Source organism: Pseudomonas sp. MT3 (genome assembly GCF_054720805.1).
In genome coordinates this window covers 174464-197886 of the sequence record NZ_JBTVPY010000002.1, presented here as the reverse complement: position 1 = coordinate 197886, position 23423 = coordinate 174464, and the positions used below count along the sequence as shown (strand labels likewise).

Annotated in this window: 22 protein-coding genes and 1 pseudogene (1 of these 23 cut by a window edge); 11 read left to right on the top strand and 12 right to left on the bottom strand. The window is 66.2% G+C overall.

The annotated features are described in order from the left end of the window. Nucleotides 1-65 precede the first annotated feature (65 nt). The 5 genes from ACYCAX_RS02725 to ACYCAX_RS02705 form a co-directional block, all read right to left on the bottom strand. Complete coding sequence (locus tag ACYCAX_RS02725) at nt 66-2033, bottom strand: dynamin-like GTPase family protein (RefSeq protein ID WP_015475125.1); 1968 nt, start codon at nt 2031-2033, stop codon at nt 66-68. A gap of 117 nt (nt 2034-2150) precedes the next feature. After that, on the bottom strand, nt 2151-2441 hold the full coding sequence (locus tag ACYCAX_RS02720; protein ID WP_015475126.1) for a DUF167 domain-containing protein: 291 nt from the start codon (nt 2439-2441) through the stop codon (nt 2151-2153). Nucleotides 2442-2448: 7 nt separating this feature from the next. After that, entirely contained in the window at nt 2449-3042 is a 594-nt protein-coding gene (locus ACYCAX_RS02715) for a YggT family protein (protein WP_015475127.1), read from the bottom strand. Nucleotides 3043-3055: 13 nt separating this feature from the next. Then, the gene (proC, locus tag ACYCAX_RS02710) at nt 3056-3889 is read right to left on the bottom strand and encodes a pyrroline-5-carboxylate reductase (RefSeq protein ID WP_294981221.1); all 834 of its coding nucleotides are present in this window, start codon (nt 3887-3889) and stop codon (nt 3056-3058) included. 17 nt (nt 3890-3906) lie between these two features. Continuing rightward, the gene (locus tag ACYCAX_RS02705; RefSeq protein WP_460247371.1) at nt 3907-4596 is read right to left on the bottom strand and encodes a YggS family pyridoxal phosphate-dependent enzyme; all 690 of its coding nucleotides are present in this window, start codon (nt 4594-4596) and stop codon (nt 3907-3909) included. 73 nt (nt 4597-4669) lie between these two features. Between ACYCAX_RS02705 and pilT the strand changes: the two genes are divergently transcribed. The 5 genes from pilT to ACYCAX_RS02680 all read left to right on the top strand — a co-directional run bounded on the left by pilT (nt 4670) and on the right by ACYCAX_RS02680 (nt 10167). Next, the gene (gene pilT, locus ACYCAX_RS02700; protein WP_015475130.1) at nt 4670-5704 is read left to right on the top strand and encodes a type IV pilus twitching motility protein PilT; all 1035 of its coding nucleotides are present in this window, start codon (nt 4670-4672) and stop codon (nt 5702-5704) included. 104 nt (nt 5705-5808) lie between these two features. Further along, entirely contained in the window at nt 5809-6954 is a 1146-nt protein-coding gene (gene pilU / locus ACYCAX_RS02695) for a type IV pilus ATPase PilU (RefSeq protein ID WP_460247370.1), read from the top strand. Nucleotides 6955-7029: 75 nt separating this feature from the next. Then, nucleotides 7030-7434 (top strand): NINE protein, encoded by a 405-nt coding sequence (locus ACYCAX_RS02690; RefSeq protein ID WP_015475132.1) that lies wholly within the window; start codon nt 7030-7032, stop codon nt 7432-7434. A 193-nt stretch (nt 7435-7627) separates the two neighbouring features. Further along, nucleotides 7628-9001, top strand: a complete 1374-nt coding sequence (locus ACYCAX_RS02685) for a cystathionine beta-synthase (protein ID WP_294977462.1) — start codon at nt 7628-7630, stop codon at nt 8999-9001. Then, nucleotides 8998-10167, top strand: coding sequence for a cystathionine gamma-synthase (locus ACYCAX_RS02680; RefSeq protein ID WP_460247369.1), 1170 nt, complete (start codon nt 8998-9000; stop codon nt 10165-10167). The genes ACYCAX_RS02685 and ACYCAX_RS02680 overlap by 4 nt, the downstream gene beginning before the upstream one ends. Nucleotides 10168-10379: 212 nt before the next feature. Here the strand turns inward: ACYCAX_RS02680 and ACYCAX_RS02675 are convergent, their stop codons facing one another. From ACYCAX_RS02675 to gshB, 7 genes are all read right to left on the bottom strand, one after another. After that, nucleotides 10380-11651, bottom strand: a complete 1272-nt coding sequence (locus ACYCAX_RS02675) for a dihydroorotase (protein WP_460247368.1) — start codon at nt 11649-11651, stop codon at nt 10380-10382. After that, a complete protein-coding gene (locus ACYCAX_RS02670) occupies nt 11648-12652 on the bottom strand; it encodes an aspartate carbamoyltransferase catalytic subunit (RefSeq protein WP_460247367.1) in 1005 nt (334 codons plus the stop codon). Before ACYCAX_RS02670 ends, ACYCAX_RS02675 begins: the two co-directional genes overlap by 4 nt. Before the next feature lie 45 nt (nt 12653-12697). Then, the gene (gene pyrR / locus ACYCAX_RS02665; RefSeq protein WP_015475137.1) at nt 12698-13210 is read right to left on the bottom strand and encodes a bifunctional pyr operon transcriptional regulator/uracil phosphoribosyltransferase PyrR; all 513 of its coding nucleotides are present in this window, start codon (nt 13208-13210) and stop codon (nt 12698-12700) included. Between the two features lie 143 nt (nt 13211-13353). Then, the gene (gene ruvX / locus ACYCAX_RS02660) at nt 13354-13791 is read right to left on the bottom strand and encodes a Holliday junction resolvase RuvX (RefSeq protein WP_086009587.1); all 438 of its coding nucleotides are present in this window, start codon (nt 13789-13791) and stop codon (nt 13354-13356) included. After that, nucleotides 13788-14357, bottom strand: coding sequence for a YqgE/AlgH family protein (locus tag ACYCAX_RS02655; RefSeq protein ID WP_015475139.1), 570 nt, complete (start codon nt 14355-14357; stop codon nt 13788-13790). The genes ruvX and ACYCAX_RS02655 overlap by 4 nt, the downstream gene beginning before the upstream one ends. Nucleotides 14358-14433: 76 nt before the next feature. Next, a complete protein-coding gene (locus ACYCAX_RS02650; protein ID WP_460247366.1) occupies nt 14434-15327 on the bottom strand; it encodes an energy transducer TonB in 894 nt (297 codons plus the stop codon). Between the two features lie 56 nt (nt 15328-15383). After that, nucleotides 15384-16346 carry a glutathione synthase gene (gshB, locus tag ACYCAX_RS02645; RefSeq protein WP_294977467.1) on the bottom strand — a complete coding sequence of 321 codons (963 nt, stop codon included), beginning with the start codon at nt 16344-16346 and terminating at the stop codon, nt 15384-15386. Between the two features lie 280 nt (nt 16347-16626). Between gshB and pilG the strand changes: the two genes are divergently transcribed. The 6 genes and pseudogenes from pilG to ACYCAX_RS02615 all read left to right on the top strand — a co-directional run. Beyond that, nucleotides 16627-17034 (top strand): twitching motility response regulator PilG, encoded by a 408-nt coding sequence (pilG, locus tag ACYCAX_RS02640; protein WP_015475142.1) that lies wholly within the window; start codon nt 16627-16629, stop codon nt 17032-17034. 45 nt (nt 17035-17079) lie between these two features. Then, the gene (gene pilH, locus ACYCAX_RS02635) at nt 17080-17445 is read left to right on the top strand and encodes a twitching motility response regulator PilH (protein ID WP_009615257.1); all 366 of its coding nucleotides are present in this window, start codon (nt 17080-17082) and stop codon (nt 17443-17445) included. A gap of 47 nt (nt 17446-17492) precedes the next feature. Continuing rightward, the gene (locus ACYCAX_RS02630) at nt 17493-18029 is read left to right on the top strand and encodes a chemotaxis protein CheW (protein ID WP_015475143.1); all 537 of its coding nucleotides are present in this window, start codon (nt 17493-17495) and stop codon (nt 18027-18029) included. Between the two features lie 82 nt (nt 18030-18111). Further along, a complete protein-coding gene (locus ACYCAX_RS02625) occupies nt 18112-20160 on the top strand; it encodes a methyl-accepting chemotaxis protein (RefSeq protein WP_015475144.1) in 2049 nt (682 codons plus the stop codon). 62 nt (nt 20161-20222) lie between these two features. Further along, nucleotides 20223-21086 (top strand): CheR family methyltransferase, encoded by an 864-nt coding sequence (locus tag ACYCAX_RS02620; RefSeq protein ID WP_294977468.1) that lies wholly within the window; start codon nt 20223-20225, stop codon nt 21084-21086. Nucleotides 21087-21110: 24 nt separating this feature from the next. Then, a pseudogene (locus ACYCAX_RS02615) lies at nt 21111-23423 on the top strand (Hpt domain-containing protein) (it continues 5444 nt past the right edge of the window).

Here is a 23423-nt window from a genome sequence, read left to right as displayed (position 1 = left end):
TCAAGAATAAAAAGGAGGGCCAGTCTAAAGAGCGCCGCCCCTAGCGGCAAGCGCTGGGGCGGGGTTCAGGCGCGTTGCGAGCCGGGCAGGGTGACGACCTTGGCCTGGCGCTGCAGAGGCGAGGGGCGGCGGAGTTGGCGATGGATGTCGGAGGCGTCGGCGAGCTGTTTTTCCAGCTCGTCGGTGTAACGCCCCAGCAGCAGCGAGCGCTGGCGCGCCTGCTGGGTTTCCTGGGCCAGCCCCTTGAGCCGCAGCATGTGGGTTTCCAGCAGTTGCTTGTGTTCCAGGCTGTACTGCATCAGCGGCATCAGGGCATCGGCGGCCCATTGCTCGGCTTCCGCACGCAGGCGCTGGTGCAGGCCGATGACTTCCTGGGCCACGGTGGCGAAGAAGCGCCGGGTGAGGGCGCGCTGTTCGGTCAGCAGGGTTTTCAGGTGCAGGCGGAAGCGGTCGGCCTTGTCCTGCAGCTTGGTCAGTTCGCGCAGGTAGCGATCGACGCGGAACTGCGGGGCGTCCAGGGCGTTGAGCGGGTTCTCCTGGTTGTGTCGCTGGTAGATCGCCTCGACCATGCGGTTGGCGGCCTGCGCCTCGTGGTGCAGGCCGATCAGGTCGCCCTGTACGGTGCGGAAGAACTGCAGGATCGCCTGGTTGATGCCCACGGTGGTCCAACTGCCCCGGAGCTTTTCGCGCACCTTCTTCAGGTGCTGCTCCAGGCGCTCGGCGCGCAGGGCTTCGCGCAACTGTTCCCCCTGATGGCGCAGCAGGCGCTGGTTGGTCTTCAGGTTGAGCAGGCGCTTGTGATGCTGGCTGTGGTCTTCCTTGGTCTTGGCGGTCAGCTCGAACAGCAGTTGGCCGCTGTCGTGCTGCTGGCTGTCGAGCAGGGCGTGCTGCTCCTTCACCTTTTCCAGGCGCACGCGCAGGGTGTGCTGGGTGTTGTGCACCAGCGACAGCACCTGGCCGAGCACGGCGTCTTCGAGCAGGCGTTCCTTCTGCATGACGATGCGCTCGCAGAGCAGGTCCTCGAGGCTTTCCATCTGGCTGCGAGCCAGCAGTTCGCGGTCGCCGCGCACCTTGGCCAGGAGCGCCTGCTTGGCCGACAACGGCAGCACGTCGTCATGGCCGATGCCCAACTGACGCGCGGTAGCGGCCTGGATCTGGCGGATGGCGTTCTGCACGAAGTTCTCGCCGGCCAGGTCGTCCCACAGCACGTCGATCTTGTTCAGCACCGCGTAGAGCGTGGTGTGGCTGTCTTCGCCCAACTGGCGGATGTGGTTCTGCCAGATCGCCATGTCGGAGGCGGTGACGCCGGTGTCCGCGGCCAGCAGGAAGAGGATCGACTGGGCGGCGGGCAGCATCGACAGGGTCAGCTCGGGCTCGCTGCCCAGCGCGTTCAGGCCGGGGGTGTCGAGGATGCGCAGACCCTGGCGCAGCAGCGGGTGGTCGAAGTTGACCAGTGCGTGGCGCCAGGCCGGTACCAGCACCATGCCGGGCTTGTCGGTGGTTTCCAGCATGTCCGGGTGGAAGCCCAGCTGGATCGCCTGTTCCACCGGCAGCGGCTTGGTCTTGGCGACTTGGGCGAAGGCCAGGGCCATGTTGGCCGGGTCGGATGTATCCAGCGGAATGTTCACCCAGTGCCGGGGGATGCGCTTGAACTGCGCGACGCTGGCGTCGGCCATGCGGGTTTCGATCGGCAACAGGCGGATGTAGGGCCGCTCCGAGCGTGGGTCGAAGAACAGTTCGGTGGGGCACATGGTGGTGCGCCCGGCCTGGGAGGGCAGCATGCGCCGGCCGTAGCCGGAGAAGAACAGGCTGTTGATCAGCTCGGTCTTGCCGCGCGAATACTCGCCGACGAAGGCCAGGGTGATGTGATCGACGCGCAGCAGGTGCAGGGTGCGTTCGAGGCGGCTCTCGATGTCCGGCGTGTTCAGCCGGCAGCGCTCCAGCAGGCTGCGATAACGGGTGATCTCCCGGACCAGCTCCCGTTTCCAGGTGACGTAGGCATCGATCTGCTGACTGAGACGTTCCATGCTCATTCAGGCGTTCCTTAGGCTGGCGCATCCTGCGCGGGGATGAATGCCGTGGATTATGCGACGGCGCGCAATAGCGTCAATTGGCCTTCATCACAATACCGCGCGTAAGGTCGGCCAAGGCTACCGAGCGGTAATCCCCAGCTCCGCCGGGAGCTTCGTTGGCCGTGGAATGCGCACGCGCTTCTGCCGGTTCAGCTCGCCGCTGACCAGCTGCACCTGGCTTTTCGGCACGCCGAAGGCCTTGCCGAGGAAGGCCAGCAGATGGGCGTTGGCCTTGCCTTCCACCGGCGGCGCGGTGAGGCGGATTTTCAGGCGCTCACCGTGCAACCCGGCGAACTCGTCGCGGCTCGCCTTGGGTTGCAGGTGGCAATCGAGGATCAGGTCCTCGCCGTCCCAGCGGTAGAAGGACACGCCTGACTCACATGAACGGGCTGAGGATCTGCGGCATTCCGGTCATGGCTGCCAGGTTGCCGATCACCAGCATGTCGATCAGTTTCAGCGCGATGAACGCGAAGATCGGCGAGATATCCAGCCCGCCGAGGTTCGGCAGCAGCTTGCGGAAAGGTGCCAGGAACGGCTCGCAGATCTGGTTCACCAGTTGGGCGCCGGGGTTGTAGCTGCCCGGGGCGACCCAGGAGAGGATCACGCTGATGATCAGGGCGAAGAAGAATACCTTGAGGAACAGCGAGGTCACTGCGATCACCGACCACACCAGCAGTTGCAGGATGTAGCCGCCGACGCCGTAGCCCATCAGGGTCAGGGTGACGACCATCAGCAGCAGCTGGACCAGGATGGCCAGCACCAGCGAGGCGAAGTCGACGCCGCCGAAGCCGGGGATGATGCGGCGCAGCGGGTTCAGCAGCGGCTTGGTGGCGCGCACGATGAACTGGCTGAGCGGGTTGTAGAAGTCGGCGCGCACCAGTTGCAGGATGAAGCGCAGTAGGACGATCAGCAGGTACAGGCTGCCGAGCGTCTGGAGGACATAGATGGCAGCGGTGGAAAGACCGGTCATTGAGGGCTCCTCGTCATTGACCCAGTTGTTCGGCCAGCTCGGCGGAGCGATGGTCGGCGGCGCCTACCGCCTTCTCCACCAGCGCTTCGAAACCGTTGGCCTGGAAAGTGGTGATGGCAGCTTCGGTGGTGCCGTTGGGCGAGGTCACGCGGCGGCGCAGCTCGGCCGGATCGACATCGCTGGTGGTGGCCATCTGCGCGGCGCCCAGGGCGGTCTGGCGGGCCAGCTGGCCGGCGACGTTGCGGGACAGGCCTAGTTTCTCGCCGGCGGCGGTCATGGCTTCCATAAGAAGGAAGAAGTAGGCCGGGCCGCTGCCGGAAACGGCGGTGACCGCGTCGATCTGCTTTTCCGCGTCCAGCCACAGGGCGATGCCCACGGCGCTCAGCAGCTTCTCGGCCTGCTCGCGCTGGGCGGCGCTGACGCTGGCGTTGGCATACAGGCCGCTGGCGCCCAGGCCGACCAGGGCCGGGGTGTTGGGCATGCAGCGGACGATGGCGCGCGGCTGGCCGTTCACCGCGCCCAGCCAGCGTTCCAGGCTGGCGCAGGGGATGCCGGCGGCGATCGAGACGATCAGGGCGTTGCCCGACAGCGCCGGGGCCAGGGCCTGGCAGACGTCCTTCATGACCTGCGGCTTGACCGCCAGGACCACCACGTCGGCGCCGGCCACGGCGCTGGCGTTGTCGCCGACCACGTCGATGCCGTGCTCGGCGGCGATCTTCGCGCGCTGCTCGGCGCCCGGATCGCTGGCGCGGATGTCCCCCGCGGCGACGCCCTTGGCGCGCAGGCCGCCGATGAGACTGGCGGCCATGTTGCCGGCGCCGATGAAGGCAATGTGGGTGTTGCTCATGGAGTCTCTTCCTTTATTCAGTGCGAGGTGCCGTAGTCGCGGGCGCCGAACAGGGCGGTACCGATCCGCACCCAGGTGGCGCCTTCGTCGATGGCGGCTTCGAGATCGTGGCTCATGCCCATTGACAGGGTGTCCAGGCCGAGGTTCAGGGCGTGCATCAGCTCGCGCAGGCGGGCGAACGCGGCATGCTGCGCGGCAACGTCTTCGGTTGGCTCTGGTATGGTCATCAGGCCGCGCAGTTTCAAGTGGGGCAGTTGCGCCACCGCCTGGGCGAGGGCGGGCAACTCCTCGGGGGAGCAGCCGGACTTGCTGTCCTCGCCGCTGACGTTCACCTGCAGCAGCACGTTCAGCGGCGGCAGGTTCGCCGGACGCTGTTCGGACAGGCGCTGGGCGACCTTCAGGCGGTCCACCGAGTGCACCCACTGGAAATGTTCGGCGATGGGGCGGGTCTTGTTCGACTGGATCGGGCCAATGAAATGCCAGGTCAGCGCCAGGTCCGCCAGCTCGGCCTGCTTGGCCAGGGCTTCCTGCAAGTAGTTCTCGCCGAAATCGGCCAAGCCGCAGGCGAACGCCTCGCGGATGTCGGCGGCGGATTTGGTCTTGCTGACGGCCAGCAACTGCACCGAATCTGGCGTGCGATTTTTCGCTTGTTCCGCCTCACGGATTCGTACGCGAACCTTTGCAATATTCTCTGCTATCGTGGACATTACCTGCGCTTTTCCGCCCGGCTGCTGCGATTTCTGCGGCATTCTACCTGCTTGCTCTTGATTGGGGAGTCCCATGGATATTACCGAGTTGCTCGCCTTCAGCGCCAAGCAGGGCGCTTCGGACCTGCACCTCTCGGCCGGTCTGCCGCCGATGATCCGCGTCGACGGTGATGTTCGCCGGATCAACCTGCCGCCCCTGGAGCACAAGCAGGTCCATGCGCTGATCTATGACATCATGAACGACAAGCAGCGCAAGGATTTCGAAGAATTTCTGGAAACCGACTTTTCCTTCGAAGTCCCCGGGGTCGCCCGTTTCCGGGTCAACGCCTTCAACCAGAACCGTGGCGCCGGCGCCGTGTTCCGGACCATTCCCTCCAAGGTACTCACGATGGAGGACCTGGGGATGGGAGAAGTGTTCAAACGTGTTTCAGACGTGCCACGCGGCCTGGTGCTGGTGACCGGCCCGACCGGCTCGGGCAAGTCCACTTCGCTGGCGGCGATGCTCGACTACCTGAACAACACCAAGTACAGCCACATTCTCACTGTCGAAGACCCGATCGAATTCGTCCATGAGTCGAAGAAGTGCCTGGTCAATCAGCGCGAAGTGCACCGCGACACCCTCGGCTTCAACGAGGCGCTGCGCTCGGCCCTGCGTGAGGACCCGGACATCATCCTGGTGGGCGAGATGCGTGACCTGGAGACCATCCGCCTGGCGCTGACCGCCGCGGAAACCGGCCACCTGGTATTCGGCACCCTGCACACCACCTCCGCGGCCAAGACCATCGACCGTATCGTCGACGTGTTCCCCGCCGAGGAGAAGTCGATGGTCCGCTCCATGCTCTCCGAATCGCTGCAGGCGGTGATCTCCCAGACCCTGCTGAAGAAGATCGGCGGCGGTCGGGTGGCGGCCCACGAGATCATGATCGGCACCCCGGCGATCCGTAACCTGATCCGCGAGGACAAGGTCGCGCAGATGTACTCGGCCATCCAGACCGGCGGCGCGATCGGCATGCAGACCCTGGACATGTGCCTCAAGGGCCTGGTCGCCAAGGGGCTGGTTACCCGCGATGCGGCGAAAGAAAAAGCCAAGATCCCGGAAAACTTCTAACCCCACCGGGCCGCTGCGGCCCGGCGCACGGAGCGCGCCACACGCACTCGCTCCGTGATTCGACAGCACTGTCGCAGTCAGCGTGAACCTGCGCGAGAACGATCATGGAATTCGAGAAGCTGTTGCGCCTGATGGTGGAAAAGGGGGCCTCGGACCTGTTCATCACGGCGGGCGTGCCGCCGTCGATGAAGGTCAACGGCAAGGTGTTGCCGGTGACCAAGACCGCGCTGTCGCCGGAGCAGACCCGCGAAACCGTGCTCTCGGTGATGAACGAACAGCAACGCCGCGAGTTCGCCGAGAACCATGAGTGCAACTTCGCCATCAGCGCCCGTGGCATCGGCCGTTTCCGGGTCAGCGCCTTCTACCAGCGCAACCTGGTGGGCATGGTGCTGCGCCGCATCGAGACCAATATCCCGACCATCGAAGACCTCAAGCTGCCGGAAGTCCTCAAGAAACTGGCGATGACCAAGCGTGGCCTGGTGATCTTCGTCGGCGCCACCGGTACCGGCAAGTCCACCTCGCTGGCGGCGATGATCGGCTACCGCAACAAGAACTCCACCGGCCACATCATCTCCATCGAAGACCCTATCGAGTACATCCACCAACACCAGGGCTGCATCGTCACCCAGCGCGAGGTGGGCCTGGATACCGATACCTTCGAAGTGGCCCTGAAGAACACCCTGCGCCAGGCGCCGGACGTGATCATGATCGGCGAGGTGCGCTCGCGCGAGACCATGGACCACGCCGTGGCCTTCGCCGAAACCGGCCACCTGTGCCTGGCGACCCTGCACGCCAACAACGCCAACCAGGCGCTGGAGCGGATCATCCACTTCTTCCCGGCCGACCGGCATGGCCAGGTGTGGATGGACCTCTCGCTTAACCTCAAGGCCATCGTCGCCCAGCAACTGGTGCCGACCCCGGACGGCAAGGGCCGCCGCGCGGTGATCGAGGTATTGCTGAACACCCCGCTGGCCGCCGACCTGATTCGCAAGGGCGAGGTACACGAGCTCAAGCCGCTGATGAAGCGCTCCACCGAGCAAGGCATGCAGACCTTCGACCAGGCGCTGTACCAACTCTACAGCCAGGGCGAGATCACCTACGAAGACGCCCTGGCCTACGCCGACTCGGCGAACGACCTGCGCCTGATGATCAAGCTGGGCTCGGAAACCGATGCCGACCACCTGTCCAGCATGACCCAGGGGCTGACCCTGGAGATGAGCGACGACGACCCGAACCGCCGCTTCCGCTGACCCTCCTTCGAGAAGCCCGCCTAGCGCGGGCTTTTCGTTTATCCTGAGCGCATCGCAACGACACGGGAGACAGGCATGTCCGCCAACCCTGACACCCACAGCAAGGTCATCGGCTACCTGCTGTGGATCTTCGGCTTCACCGGTTCGCACCGCTTCTACTATGGCCGGCCGGTCACTGGCACCATCTGGTTCTTCACCCTCGGCTTGTTCTTCATCGGCTGGATCATCGACCTGTTCCTCATCCCCTCGATGGACGATGCGGCGGACCAGCGCTACCGCGCCGGCGGTGTGGACTACAACGTCGCCTGGATCCTGCTGACCTTCCTCGGCGTGTTCGGCGTACACCGCATGTACATGGGCAAATGGCTCACCGGCCTGCTCTACCTGCTGACCGGAGGCCTGTTCCTGGTGGGCGTGCTGTACGACTTCTGGACGCTGAACAGCCAGATCTCCGAGCGCAACGGCCCGCAGCGGATCTGATCGGTCTTTTGTAGGAGCGAGCTTGCTCGCGAGCCGCACGGCACGAGGTCTTTTCGCGAGCAGGCCCGCTCCTACAAGAGCAGCCGTCTTTCGTCGCGCCGCCTGGCGCGAGCTGTGCCGCCCGCCTAAGGTCAGGAGGACAGTAGCAGGCGCCACCGGGCGATCCCCGGGGTGCCCCGAAGGAGTGGCTGCCATGAGCAACGAATCCCGCCCCGCCGTACTCGACCTGATCGGCAATACCCCCCTGGTCCGCGTCACGCGTTTCGATACCGGACCCTGCACCCTGTTCCTCAAGCTCGAATCACAGAACCCCGGTGGCTCCATCAAGGACCGCATCGGCGTCGCCATGATCGAAACCGCCGAGCGCGACGGCCGGCTCAAGCCCGGCGGGGTGATCGTCGAGGCCACCGCCGGCAACACCGGCCTGGGCCTGGCGCTGGTGGGGCGCGCCAAGGGCTACCGGGTGGTGCTGGTGGTGCCGGACAAGATGTCCACCGAGAAGGTCCTGCACCTGCGGGCGATGGGTGCCGAGGTGCACATCACCCGCTCGGACGTCGGCAAGGGCCATCCCGAGTATTACCAGGACGTCGCCGCGCGGCTGGCGAAAGACCTGCCCGATGCCTTCTTCGCCGACCAGTTCAACAACCCTGCCAACCCGCTGGCCCACGAGACCGGCACCGGCCCGGAAATCTGGGCGCAGACCGGCCATGATCTCGACGCCGTGGTGGTCGGGGTCGGCTCCGCCGGTACGCTGACCGGTCTCACGCGCTTCTTCCAGAAGGTCCAGCCCGAGCTGGAAATGGTCCTGGCCGACCCGGTGGGTTCGATCATGGCCGAGTACTCGCGCTCCGGTGCTATCGGCACGCCCGGCTCCTGGGCGGTAGAGGGCATCGGCGAAGACTTCGTACCGTCGATTGCCGACCTCTCCAGCGTGCGCCACGCCTACTCGATCAGCGACGAGGAAAGCTTCGCCACCGCCCGCGAGCTGCTGCGCAACGAAGGCATCGCCGCCGGTTCGTCCACCGGCACGCTGCTGGCCGCCGCGTTGCGCTTCTGCCGCGAGCAGAAGGAACCCAAGCGCGTGGTCAGCCTGGTCTGCGACACCGGCACGCGCTACCTGTCGAAGATCTACAACGACCAGTGGATGACCGACCAGGGCCTGCTGCAGCGCAAGCGCTACGGCGACCTGCGCGACATCATCGCGCGGCGCTTCGAGGAAGGCCGGGTGGTCAGCGTCGGTCCCGGCGACACCCTGCTCACCGCCTTCCAGCGCATGCGCCTGGCCGATATCTCGCAACTGCCGGTGCTCGATGGCGGCCGCCTGGTCGGCGTGATCGACGAGTCGGACATCCTGCTGGGCGTGCACGACGATCCCAGCCACTTCCGCAGCGACGTCGCCAGCGCCATGAGCGATGCGCCCGAAACCCTTGCGCCCGGCGCCAGCCTGGCCGAGCTGGAAGCCGTGCTCGATCGCGGCCTGGTCGCCATCATCGCCGACGCCTCGGGCTTCCACGGTCTGATCACCCGATTCGATTTGCTCAACCATTTGCGGAGGACCCTCCCATGAGCCAGCACGACGACCGCCTCGGTTTCGCCACCCGTGTGATCCACGCCGGGCAGGAGCCGGACCCGTCCACCGGGGCGATCATGCCGCCGATCTACGCCAACTCCACCTACCGCCAGGACAGCCCCGGTGTGCACAAGGGGCTCGACTACGGGCGCTCGCACAATCCCACGCGCTGGGCGCTGGAGCGCTGCGTGGCGGACCTGGAAGGCGGCAGCAAGGCGTTCGCCTTCGCCTCCGGCTTGGCGGCCATCTCGGCGGTGCTGGAACTGCTCGACGCCGGCTCGCACATCGTCTCCGGCAATGACCTCTACGGCGGCACCTTCCGCCTGTTCGAGCGGGTACGCCGACGCAGCGCCGGGCATGACTTCCACTTCGCCGACCTGGCCCAGCCCGACGCCCTGGAAACGGCGCTGACCGACAAGACTCGCATGGTCTGGGTGGAAACCCCGAGCAACCCGCTGCTGCGCCTGACCGACCTCGCCGCGATCGCCCGCACCTGCCGCGAGCGCGGCATCCTCTGCGTGGCCGACAACACCTTCGCCAGCCCCTACGTGCAGCGCCCGTTGGACCTGGGCTTCGACATCGTCGTGCATTCGACCACCAAGTACCTGAATGGCCACTCCGACGTCATCGGCGGCATTGCCATCGTCGGCGACAACCCCGACCTCGCCGAGCGCCTGGGCTTCCTGCAGAACTCGGTGGGCGCCATCGCCGGCCCGTTCGATGCCTTCCTCACCCTGCGCGGAGTGAAGACCCTCGCCCTGCGCATGGAGCGGCACTGCGCCAATGCGCTGGAGCTGGCCAAGTGGCTGGAGCAACAGCCGCAGGTGAAGCGTGTGTATTACCCCGGCCTGGCCTCGCATCCGCAGCACGAGCTGGCGCGCCGGCAGATGAAGGGCTTCGGCGGGATGATCTCGCTGGACCTGAACACCGACCTGGCGGGTGCGAAGCGCTTTCTGGAGAACGTCCGGTTGTTCGCCCTGGCGGAAAGCCTGGGGGGCGTGGAAAGCCTGATCGAGCACCCGGCGATCATGACCCATGCCAGCATCCCGGCGGAGAATCGCGCGGCGCTGGGGATTGGCGATTCGCTGATTCGCCTGTCGGTGGGGGTGGAAGACGTGGAGGACCTGCGCACCGACCTGGCAAGGGCGTTGGCGACGATCTGACGCGTCGCATCGGTGCGCTTTTCGTAGGAGCGAGCTTGCTCGCGAACCCGCATAACTCCGGAGTTCGGGAGGTTCGCGAGCAAGCTCGCTCCTACAAGAGCCGGAGCTTCGGCGCGGGCTGATGGATTGTCGATCCTACGTTCGAGCTCCCTGCAGAAACGCCAATAAAAAGCCCGCCGATTGGCAGGCTTTTTCATGGAGCGATGGGGGCGTTACACCGCGTGGACGATATGCCCGTCCACCAGGGTGCAACGCACCACGCCCGGCAGGCAGTGGCCGAGGAACGGGCAGTTCTGGCCGCGGGAGTGCCAGGTTTCGCCCGCCAGGGTCTGGCCGTCGGCTTCGAACAGCACCACGTCCGCAGCGGCGCCCACCGCCAGCTTGCCGGCCGGCAGGCGCAGGGCGGCGGCCGGGCCGCTGGAGAGGCGCGAAAGCAGGGTCGGCAGGTCGAGCAGGCCGTCCTGTACCAGGGTCATGGCCAGCGGCAGCAGCAGTTCGACGCTGCTGATGCCCGGGTCGGTGGCGGCGAACGGGGCGTTCTTGGCGTCCGCCTCGTGGGGCTGGTGATGACTGGCGATGGCCTGGATCACGCCGCTCTTCACCGCTTCGCGCAAGGCGTCGCGGTCCTTGCGCGAGCGCAGCGGCGGCTGCACGTGGTACAGGCTGGAGAAGTCCGCCAGCGCCTCGTCGGTGAGGATCAGCTGGTACAGCGCCACGTCGGCGGTGACCGGCAGGCCGCGGGCCTGGGCCTGGGCGATCAGCTCGACGCCACGGGCGCTGGTCAGCTGGCTGAAGTGCGCGCGCACGCCGGACTGTTCCACCAGCAGCAGGTTGCGGGCCAGGGCCACGGTCTCGGCGGTTTCCGGGATGCCGGCCAGGCCGCGGAAGCTGGCGGTCGGGCCTTCGTGGGCGAGGCCGCCTTCGGCCAGGTCATGGTCCTGGGAGGTGAAGATCACGGTCAGGTCGAAGGTCGCCGCGTATTCCAGCGAGCGCAGCAGCACGCGGTTGCTCGCCATCGGCGCCAGGCCGTTGGTGAAGGCCACGCAGCCGGCGTCGCGCAGGGCGACCAGCTCGGACAGTTGTTCGCCGGCCAGGCCCCTGGTCAGTGCGCCGATGGGGAACACCTTGGCGTTGCCGGCCTCGCGGGCGCGGTCGAGGATCAGCTCGGCCACCGCCGAGGTATCCAGCACCGGCTTGGTCTGCGGCGGGAAGCACAGGCTGGTGACGCCACCGGCGGCGGCGGCGCGGGTTTCGCTCTCGATGCTGCCCTTGCGGCTGTAGCCCGGCTCGCGCAGGGCGACGCTCAGGTCCACCAGGCCGGGCGCGGCGACGAGGCCGGCGGCGTCGATTTCCTGGGCGGCGTGGAAGCCGTCGGGGGCGTCGCCGATGGCGACGATGCGGCCGGCCTCGATGTGCAGGTCGCAGACCTTGTCCAGGCCGCTGGCCGGATCGATCAGGTGGGCGCCACGAATACTGACGGTCATTGCGCGTCCTCCTGTTCCAGCTGGCGTTGGGCGTTCTGGCCGCTCATGGCCATGGACAGCACGGCCATACGGATGGCGATGCCGTAGGTGACCTGGTTGAGGATCACCGACTGTTCACCGTCGGCCACGGCGGAGTCGATCTCCACGCCACGGTTGATCGGGCCGGGGTGCATGACGATGGCGTCGGACTTGGCCAGCTTCAGGCGCTTGCCGGTCAGGCCGTAGAGCTTGAAGAACTCGCCCTCGCTGGGCAGCAGGCCACCCTGCATGCGCTCGCGCTGCAGGCGCAGCATGATCACCACGTCGACGTCCTTCAGGCCTTCGTTGGCGTCGGTGTAGACCTTTACCCCGTACTGCTCTTCCAGGCCGACCGGCAGCAGGGTGCGCGGGGCGACGACGCGGATGTCCGGGCAGCCGAGGGTCTTCAGCGCCAGCATGTCGGAGCGGGCCACGCGCGAGTGGAGGATGTCGCCGACGATGGCCACCGAGAGCTTCTCGAAGCTGCCCTTGTGGCGGCGGATGGTCAGCATGTCGAGCATGCCCTGGGTCGGGTGGCCGTGGCGACCGTCGCCGCCGTTGATCACGGCGACGTTGGGGCTGACGTGCTCGGCGATGAAGTGTGCGGCGCCCGAGTCGCTGTGACGCACGACGAACATGTCGGCGGCCATCGCCTCGAGGTTGCGCAGGGTGTCGGTGAGCGTCTCGCCCTTGCTGGTCGAGGAGGTCGACACGTTCAGCGAGATGACGTCGGCGGACAGGCGCTGGGCGGCCAGCTCGAAGGTAGTACGGGTGCGCGTGGAGTTCTCGAAGAACACGTTGCACACGGTCTTGCCGCGCAGCAGCGGGACTTTCTTCACCGCGCGGGCGCCGACTTCGAGGAAGGAGTCGGCGGTGTCGAGGATTTCAGTCAGCAGTTCGCGGGACAACCCGTCGAGCGAGAGGAAGTGGCGCAGCTGGCCCAGGTCGTTGAGCTGCAGCGGGCGCTTGGCGTCGGTCGGCATGTGGCAGGCCCTGAAAGTTGGGGGTGGAGGTCCGGGCGCGCGGAGTTACAGCGCGGTGCTGAGAAGCGTGCGCTCGAGGACGAGTGGTGCGGGACCGCGCAATTTTACCCGCTCGTTGGGTGCCAATGACAGGGTTTCGCCGACGACATCCGGACGAATCGGCAACTCGCGAGCATTCAGGTCCACCAGGCTGACCAGGGTCACGCTGGCCGGGCGACCGTAGTCGAACAGCTCGTTGAGCGCGGCGCGGATGGTCCGGCCGCTCATCAGCACATCGTCCACCAGGACCAGGTGCTGGCCATCGATCTCGAAGGGCAGTTCCGACGGACGGACCTGCGGGTGCAGGCCGCTGCGGGTGAAATCGTCGCGGTAGAAGGACACGTCGAGGATGCCGAGGATCTCGTCGCTGCCCAGCTCCTTGAGCAGTTCCTGGGCGACCCAGATGCCGCCGGTGTGGATGCCGACGAAGCGCGGCGAGTCGATGCCGCGCTGCGCCAGGTAGTTGCGCAGGTCGGTGGCCATGCGGGGGAGGAGTTCGGCGGGGCTGGGCAGGGTCATGACGTCTCCGGTTCGGTTGGCGAGGCCACCCGGCGCGGGCGGCCATCGGGGCGGACCGCTTCCGCAAGGAGTGGTCCGGCAAGCTTAGTGGCTTTCGCTCCCCTGGCGCTGCTTCAGGTCAAGGGGCGCTGCGACGCCTGGGGTCAGGCAGGGGCGTTGTCGGCCAGCCAGCCCTCCAGCAGCAGGGCGGCGGCCAGGGCGTCCACCGGGCGCTCGCGGTAACCATCGCGCTGGCCCTGGGCCAGGCGCTCGCCCTTGGCGGCGTAGGTGGTCAGGCGTTCGTCGTGGGTGTGCACCGGCAGGTTGTAGCGGCCGTGCAGGCGGCGGGCGAATTTCTCGGCGCGCTCGCTCATGTCGCTGGGGCTGCCGTCCATGTTCAGCGGCAGGCCGACGACGATGGCGTCGGGCTGCCATTCCTTGATCAGGGCTTCCACGCGGCTCCAGTCCGGCACGCCGTTCTGTGCCTTGAGCACGCAGAGTTCGCGGGCCTGGCCGGTGATGGCCTGGCCGACGGCGACGCCGATCTGCTTGGTGCCGTAGTCGAAGCCCAGGAGCAGGCGCAGGGGCTTGGCACTCATCAGGCGTGCCCGGCCTGGGCGGTGAGCAGGCTGAGGTTGACCCCCAGGCGCTCGGCAGCCGCCGACAGGCGCTGCTCGGCCGGCACCTCGAAGAGCACCGCCGGGTCGGCGGGGCAGGTCAGCCAGGCGTTGTCGGTGAGTTCCGCTTCCAGCTGGCCGGCTTCCCAGCCCGCGTAGCCGAGGGTGATCAGGTGCTGCGCGGGGCCGCTGCCGTCGGCGATGGCGAACAGCACGTCCTGGGAGGTGGACAGCGACAGCTCGCCCAACTCCAGGGTGGCCTGGAAGCTGCGCCCGGCGGGGTGCAGGACGAAGCCGCGGTCGGTCTGCACCGGGCCACCGTTATAGATGGTCATGCCCTGGCAGCGCACCGGCGGCAGTTCGTCCGGGCGCAGTTGTTCGAGCACGTCGGCGAGGCTCAGGCCACTGGGGCGGTTGATGATCAGGCCCATGGCACCCTGCTCGTTGTGTTCGACGATATAGGTGACGGTCTGGGCGAAGTTGGGGTCCGCCATGTGCGGCATGGCGATCAGGAAATGGTGCTTGAGGGAGCTTGCGGCTGTGCTTTTCATGCCAGCTAGTTTCAGGCCTGGCGCGCCAGGGGACAAGCCTTGAAAACGCCACCGCGTGCCGCCAGGCACGACAGGCTCACTGGCTGGACAGGCGGTCGCCGCGCTCGAAGCGCCAGGTGCGGATGATTTCCAGGCGGTCGATGTCGTTCAGGTCGCCGGAGAAGGGCGCGAACGGCGCGGCCAGGCGCACGATGCGCTGGGCGGCCTGGTCGAGGGTGGCCTGGCCGGAGGACTCCAGCACCTGCACCTCGTAGAGGGAGCCGTCGCGGTTGATCGACACCAGCAGCCGCAGGCTGCCGTAGATGCGCTGGCGGCGGGCTTCGTCGGGGTAGTTGAGGTTGCCGATGCGCTCGATCTTCTTGCGCCATTCCTCTTTATACCAGGCGCCCTTGTCGCGCATGGTCGAGGCGGCGCTCAGGCGGTGGATGCGCGGGCGCTTGGCGTAGGCCTGCTGCTCGCGGGCGAGGTCGGCTTCGAGGCTGGATATCTGTGCGGACAACTGGCTGGAGTCGAACTGCGGCGCGGGCTTGGCGACGGTTTCCGCCTTGGGTGTCCGGGGCTTGGCCTGGACCTTGTCCGGGCGCGGGCTGCGGGTGCTGACGGCGGTCTTGGGCGCTTCCGGGCTCTTGGCCTGGCGCGGGGTGGCCGGCGGGGCGACTTTCTTGACTTCGGTGTCCTGGAACGGCGCCTGCTCGGTGGTCTTGGGGATCGCCTTGTGTTCCAGGGTGCCGCTGCCCTGCTGGTTCATCTGCGCGAGGTAGTCGGCCTTCTCGGGCGCCTTCTCGCTCTTGAAGCTGGCGAGGGTGATTTCCAGGGTTTTGCTCAGTTGGCTGGGCATCGGCATGGTGAAGCCCACGCCGAGCAGGATGGCCACGTGCACGATGGCCGCAACGAACAGGGTGAAACCCAGCCGGTCCGCCGGGCGTACGCCGGAGGACACGGGGAAGTCGGAATGGGTTGCAGCGTTCATTGCGGGTCGCGTAGGCCAGGGTGGGGCGGAAGTCTGCCGACGAGGCTTATAAAAGTCTATGACGCACTGCGCGCCTTGAGCTTTTCGTCGATGACCGTCATCAGCCGCTCGCCGATGCGGGTGTCGTAGGCCGCGTCGATCTCGCGGATGCAGGTCGGGCTGGTGACGTTGATCTCGGTGAGGTTCTCGCCGATCACGTCCAGGCCGACGAACAGCAGGCCGCGCTTGCGCAGTTCCGGGCCGACTTGCGCTGCGATCCAGCGGTCGCGTTCGGTCAGCGGCTGGGCCACGCCACGGCCGCCGGCGGCGAGGTTGCCACGGGTCTCGCCCTGGGCGGGAATGCGCGCCAGGCAGTATTCCACCGGCTCGCCGTCGATCATCAGGATGCGCTTGTCGCCATCCTTGATGGCCGGCAGGTAGCGCTGCGCCATGACCTGCTCCTGGCCGTGGCGGGTCAGGGTCTCGAGGATCACCGAGAGGTTCGGGTCGCCTTCGCGGTGGCGGAAGATCATCGATCCGCCCATGCCATCCAGGGGTTTGAGAATGATGTCACGATGCTCGGCGGCGAACTCGCGCAGAATATCGGACCGGCGACTCACCACGGTGGGCGGCGAGCACTGCGGGAAGAGGGTGGCGAAGTACTTCTCGTTGCAGTCGCGCAGGCTCTGCGGCTTGTTGACCACGAGCGTGCCGGCGCTTTCGGCCTGTTCCAGCAGGTAGGTGGAGTAGACGAACTCGTTGTCGAAGGGCGGGTCCTTGCGCATCAGGATCACGTCCAGGTCCGACAGCGGCTGGTCGATCTCCGCATCCAGCTCGAACCAGTGGGCTGGGTCGTAGAACACCTTGAGCGGACGCATGCGACCGCGGGCGACGTTCTCTTTCTGGTAAAGATCCTGCTGTTCCATATAGAAGAGCTGCCAGCCGCGGGCCTGGGCGGCCAGCAACATGGCCAGCGAGCTGTCCTTCTTGAAACTGATCTGCGCGATGGGGTCCATCACGATCCCGAGGCGTACGCTCATGGGATGTCCTCCTGGGGGAATTCGTCGGCTTGGGGCTGCGACTCGGGGCCGCGCCGCAAAGGCTGAAAATGGACGCTCAGGGTGGCGCTGGATGTGCGCTCGGTCAAGGAAAAAGCCTGCGCGTTCGGGGTCTTATGGCCTGAATTTGCTGGGCGTGGTAAAGATTCTGACGATTGTGGTAAAAGGTTCCCACGATTGGGTCGCAGCCCGACGGTGGCAGGGCGCTTGCGCACTGATATAAAAAGTGGAAAAACGATTCACCGAGATGGTAAGGGCGAACATGGAACAGCATTCCGACGGTTTGAAAGTAATGGTGATCGACGACTCCAAGACGATTCGTCGCACCGCCGAAACCCTGCTGAAGAAAGTCGGCTGCGATGTCATCACAGCCATCGACGGTTTCGATGCTCTGGCCAAGATTGCCGATACCCATCCCAGCATCATCTTCGTCGACATCATGATGCCCCGCCTGGATGGTTATCAGACCTGCGCCCTGATCAAGAACAACAGTGCCTTCAAATCCACGCCGGTGATCATGCTGTCCTCCAAGGACGGCCTGTTCGACAAGGCCAAGGGTCGCATCGTCGGTTCCGACCAGTACCTCACCAAGCCTTTCAGCAAGGAAGAGCTGCTAGGCGCGATCAAGACCCATGTGCCTGACTTTACCCCGGTGGAGCACGCTTCCTGAAGTCCGGCCCTGTGCCGCTGACGCCTTTTCCGTATGGGGACCACAATGGCTCGAATTCTGATTGTTGATGACTCGCCGACCGAGATGTACAAGCTGACCGCGATGCTGGAAAAGCACTCGCACCAGGTACTCAAGGCCGAGAACGGCGCCGACGGCGTGGCCCTGGCCCGCCAGGAAAAGCCGGACGTCGTCCTGATGGACATCGTCATGCCCGGCCTGAACGGCTTCCAGGCGACCCGCCAGCTGTCCAAGGACCCGGAAACCAGCGCGATTCCGGTGATCATCGTCACCACCAAGGACCAGGAAACCGACAAGGTCTGGGGCAAGCGCCAGGGCGCGCGCGACTACCTGACCAAGCCGGTGGACGAAGAAACGCTGCTCAAGACCATCAATGCAGTACTGGCCGGCTGAAGCCGGTCCCTCAAAGAACATAATTATTAGAGAAGGCCAGGGCCGGCATGGCGGAAGTCCAGAGTCCTTTCGAGGTTCTCGTCCAGATCGATCAGCGCTGTCGTCAGTTGGCAGCGGGTCTGCCTGCGCAGCGCGAAGTGGCGCAGAGCTGGAACGGCATTGGCTTTCGCATGGCCGGGCGCCTGTTCGTGGCACCTATGGGGGAGGTCGGCGAGGTTCTTCACGAGCCGCGCTACACACTGCTGCCCGGTGTCCGTGACTGGGTGAGGGGGGTCGCCAACGTGCGCGGCCGCCTGTTGCCGATCATGGACCTGTGCGGCTTCCTCGGCGCGGAGCTGTCGCCTCTGCGCAAACAGCGGCGCGTGCTGGTGGTGGAACACCAGGAAGTCTTTGCCGGCCTCATCGTCGATGAGGTGTTCGGCATGCAGCACTTCCCGGTGGAAACCTTCAGCGAGCAGCTGCCGCCCCTCGAAGCGGTCCTGCAACCCTTTATTCACGGCGTCTTCAATCGAGAACAGCCCTGGTTGGTGTTCAGCCCGCATGCGCTGGCGCAGCACCCGGCGTTTCTCGATGTCGCCAGCTAGATTTTGACCGGTTGGGCCGGCTTGCCGGCCCGTGTTGTGACATGGAAACCGTAATCGTGGTGGGTCCAGGCGGGGGCCGAATATGAAAAATATGAAGGCAGGCAGTCTTTTTTCGGGTGCGCGTAGCAGCTCGCTGATCCTCGGGCTCTTCGTAGTCCTGATCGTGGCGATCGTCTTGCTGTTCGCCAACTTCGCTTACCTCAACACGCAGGCGGACCACGACAAACAGTACATCGGCCACGCCGGCGAACTGCGCGTGCTGTCCCAGCGTATCGCCAAGAACGCCACGGAAGCCGCGGCGGGCAAGGGCGAGGCGTTCAAGCTGCTGAAGGAAGCGCGCAACGACTTCGAAAAGCGCTGGAACATCCTCACCAAGGGTGACGATAGCACCGGCCTGCCGCCGAGCCCGGCCTCGGTACAACCGCAGATGGCGGAAGTGCAGAAGGACTGGGACACCCTGCGCAAGAACGCCGACTCCATCCTTGCCAGCGAACAGACCGTACTGTCCCTGCACCAGGTGGCCGCGACGCTGGCCGAAACCATCCCGCAACTGCAGGTGGAGTACGAAGAGGTCGTCGACATCCTGCTGGAGAACGGCGCCCCGGCCGACCAGGTCGCGGTAGCCCAGCGCCAGTCGCTGCTGGCCGAACGTATCCTCGGCTCGGTGAACAAGGTGCTCGCCGGTGACGAGAACTCCGTCCAGGCCGCCGACAGCTTCGGCCGTGACGCCAGCCTCTTCGGCCGCGTACTCAAGGGCATGAAGGAAGGCAACGCGGCGATGAGCATCTCCAAGGTGACCAACGCCGAGGCAGTGGACCGCCTCAACGAGATTGCCGAGCTCTTCGAATTTGTTTCCGGCTCGGTGGACGAGATCCTCGAGACCTCCCCGGAACTGTTCCAGGTCCGTGAAGCCGCCAACACCATCTTCGGTGGCTCGCAGACCCTGCTGGAGAAGGCCTCCAGCCTGGCCGACGGCTTCGAGAACCTGGCCGAGGGCCGTGTGTTCAACCAGGTCGCCAGCGCCGCGCTGGGTGTGATCGCCCTGGGCGCGATCATCCTCATCGGCCTGGTGATGGTGCGTGAAGCCAAGCGCAGCCTGGCCGAGACCCACGAGAAGAACGAACGCAACCAGGCGGCGATCCTGCGATTGCTCGATGAAATCGCCGACCTCGCCGACGGTGACCTGACGGTGGCCGCGACCGTGACCGAGGACTTCACCGGTGCGATCGCGGACTCCATCAACTACTCCATCGACCAGCTCCGCGAGCTGGTGGAAACCATCAACCTGACCGCCGTGCAGGTGGCCGCCGCCGCCCAGGAAACCCAGGCCACCGCCATGCACCTGGCCGAGGCGTCCGAGCACCAGGCCCAGGAAATCGCCGGCGCCTCCGCCGCGATCAACGAAATGGCCGTGTCCATCGACCAGGTATCGGCGAACGCCTCCGAGTCCTCGGCGGTAGCGGAACGTTCCGTAGCCATCGCCAACAAGGGCAACGAAGTGGTGCACAACACCATCACCGGCATGGACAACATCCGCGAGCAGATCCAGGACACCTCCAAGCGGATCAAGCGCCTGGGTGAATCGTCCCAGGAGATCGGTGACATCGTCAGCCTGATCAACGACATTGCCGACCAGACCAACATCCTCGCCCTGAACGCCGCGATCCAGGCGTCGATGGCGGGCGACGCGGGCCGTGGCTTCGCCGTGGTAGCGGACGAAGTACAGCGCCTGGCGGAACGCTCCTCGGCGGCGACCAAGCAGATCGAGGCGCTGGTGAAGACCATTCAGACCGACACCAACGAGGCGGTGATCTCGATGGAACAGACCACCTCCGAGGTGGTGCGCGGCGCCCGCCTGGCGCAGGACGCCGGTGTGGCCCTGGAAGAGATCGAGAAGGTATCCAAGACCCTGGCGGCGCTGATCCAGAACATTTCCAACGCCGCCCGTCAGCAGGCGTCCTCCGCCGGCCACATTTCCAACACCATGAACGTGATCCAGGAGATCACCTCGCAGACCTCCGCCGGTACCACCGCCACCGCGCGCAGCATTGGTAACCTGGCGAAGATGGCGAGTGAAATGCGTAATTCCGTATCCGGCTTCAAACTGCCGGACATTGCGGAACAGGCCTGAGCAGAGGAGGTGTGCTGCTCTTTGCCGGGTAGCGCACGACAGTCTTGAGCGAGGGGCGCGACATGCAGGCAAGTGGCGTCTGGTCGTTGCAGCCGTTGGCCGATATGTCGGCCGCGGAGTTCCGCGACTGGCAGGCACTGTTGGAAGACCGGACCGGCGTTGTCGTCAACGAACAGCGCCGCGCCTTCCTGCAGACCAGCCTGGGCGCACGCATGCGCGAACTGGGCATCGCCGACTACGGCAGCTACTACCGGCAGGTCATCGACGGCCCGCGCGGCGCGGTCGAGTGGTCGAACCTGCTGGATCGCCTCACCGTTCAGGAAACCCGTTTCTTTCGCCACAAGCCCTCCTTCGACCTGCTCGAGCGCTACCTGCACCAGCGCGTCGAGGATGTCGGCGAGAGCCGGCCGCTGGCCTTGTGGAGCGTGGGCTGTTCCAGTGGCGAGGAGCCATATTCCCTGGGCATGGTCGCCACGCGGGTCCTGGAGGCCGCGGGACGCACACCGCTGTTCGGCGTGACCGGGACCGATATCAGCCTCAATGCCCTGAGCCGGGCGCGCGAGGCGGTGTATGCGGCACGCAAGCTGGATGAGTTCGACGCCGCGTTGACCGAACGCTTTTTCCGCGTGCGGGACGACGGGCGCTATCAGGTGATACCGAGTCTGGCCGAGCGCGTCTGTTGCGCCCGGTTGAATGTGCTGGAACTGGCCCAGGCGCCAATGTCCGGCATGGATGTGATCTTTTGCCAGAACCTGCTGATCTATTTCCGCCGCTGGCGGCGGCGGGAAATCCTCAATCGCCTGGCCGAGCGGCTGGCGCCAGGGGGACTGCTGGTGGTCGGCGTCGGCGAGGTGGTGGATTGGCACCATCCGGCCCTCGAACCGGTCGCCGATGAGCGCGTTCTGGCCTTTACCCGGAAGGGATGACACAGACACATGAGTGGAGTGGCTATGGGTGATCGGCACGATTATGTCGCCCTGGAATGGGTAAAAGGCGAGATTGCCGAAACGCTCAAGCAGGCGCGGCAGGCGCTCGAATCCTACGTCGAGAATCCCCAGGACCCGACGCGGATAGGCTTTTGCCTCGCCTATATCCACCAGGTGCGGGGCACCCTGCAGATGGTGGAGTTCTACGGCGCGGCACTGCTGGCCGAGGAAATGGAGCACCTGACCCAGGCGCTGATCGACCAGCGCGTCACCAGCCAGGGCGAAGCGCTGGAAGTGCTGATGCAGGCGATCCTGCAGCTGCCGGTGTACCTGGATCGCATCCAGAGCGCCCGCCGCGACCTGCCGATGGTGGTGCTGCCGCTGCTCAACGACCTGCGCACCGCCCGTGGCGAGAAGCTGCTGTCGGAAACCAGCCTGTTCGCCCCCGATCTCTCCCGCAGCGCCTCGGCGCTGCCGGTGGATGCCCTGGCGCGCCTGCGCACCGCCGAGTTCCCGGCGCTGCTGCGCAAGCTGCGGCAGATGCTGCAGGTCGCCCTGGTGGGCGTCATCCGCAACCAGGACCTGCCGACCAACCTGGGCTACATGGCGCGCGTCTTCGCCCGCCTGGAATCCCTGTGCAAGGACGCCCCGCTGGGCCGCCTGTGGGTGATCGCCTCGGCCATCGTCGAAGGCCTGGCCAACGGCAGCATCGCCAACGGCACCTCCATGCGCAACCTGCTGCGCCAGGTCGACCGCGAGTTCAAGCGCCTGGTCGACCAGGGCGCCGACGCCATGAACCAGCCGGCGCCGGACGAACTGATCAAGAACCTGCTGTTCTACGTGGCCAAGGCCTCCGGCCAGTCGCCGCGCGTGCGCGCGGTGAAGGACGAGTACCGCCTGGACGACGCCCTGCCCGGCGAGGCGGTGGTCGACGAGGAACGCGCCCGCCTGGCCGGCCCGGACCGCGACGCCATGCGCTCGGTGGTGGGGGCGCTGTGCGAGGAGCTGGTGCGGGTCAAGGACAGCCTCGACCTCTTCGTGCGCAGCGACCGCAGCGTGGTGGGCGAGCTGGAAAGCCTGCTGGCGCCGCTCAAGCAGATCGCCGATACCCTCGCGGTGCTGGGCTTCGGCCAGCCGCGCAAGGTCATCCTCGACCAGATCGAGGTGGTCGGCGCCCTGGCGCGCGGCCAGCGCAAGCCGGATGACGCAACGCTGATGGACGTGGCCGGCGCGCTGCTCTACGTCGAAGCGACCCTGGCCGGCATGGTCGGCCCGAGCGAAGCGCCGGGCAGCGAGGAAAGCCGCCTGCCGACCACCGATGTCGAGCAGATCCACCAGGTGGTGATCAAGGAAGCGCGCAATGGCCTGGAACTGGCCAAGGACGCGATCATCGAGTTCATCGCCTCGCAGTGGAACCACGAACACCTGGCCCGCGTGCCGGAGCTGCTGACGCAGGTGCGCGGCGGCCTGGCGATGATCTCCCAGGAGCGCGCCGCCCGGCTGCTGGAAGCCTGCAACCGCTATATCCAGGAACAGCTGCTGGTGCGCCAGGCCGTGCCGGACTGGCACAGTCTCGACACCCTGGCCGACGCCATGACCGGCGTCGAGTACTACCTGGAGCGCCTGTCCGAGGACCAGGGCACCCAGAGCGACCTGATTCTCGACGTCGCCGAGGAGAGCCTGGAAAGCCTGGGCTATTCCCTCAAGCCGCGTCCGTCGATCCTCGATGCCGCCGAGCCGCCGGCTCCGGCGCCGCTGGACAATCCGCTGGACGAAATCGACGTGCTCGCCAGCGCGGCCCTGTCCGCCGAGCTCGGCGTCGAAGCGGCACTGCCGGAGGCACCCCGCGCCGAACTGGCGGAAGCGTTGCCGGGCGTTCCCGTGGAGGATTTCAGCGCCCTGCCGATGCCGGACGAGCGCGAGCCGATCACCACGCCGGAGCCGAGCGAACCGGTCTGGGAGCTGGACAGCGTCGCCGAGCCCGTGGCCTCGGAGGAGAACCTTTGGGACACGCTCGACCTGGGCAGCGCGCCTGGCCAGCCTGAAGATCCGAGCGAGACGCCGGCCGAAACCGCCAGCGCCGAACCGGGCTGGTTGCTTGAGCCGGTGGGCGAAACCGCCCCCGCCACCGAATCGACCGCGTCCGCCCCGGCGGACGCGCTGAACTGGGACATCGAACTGCCCGCCGCCGAACAGCCGCTGGTCAGCGATGATAACTGGACCCTCGGCGAACTGTCCGAGACACCCGCCGTGGCCGAGGGCGTCGACCTCAGCCTGGATGCGCCTTTGGCGCTGGACGAACTGCCCGGCAGCGTCGAACCGGTTGCCCCGGACGTA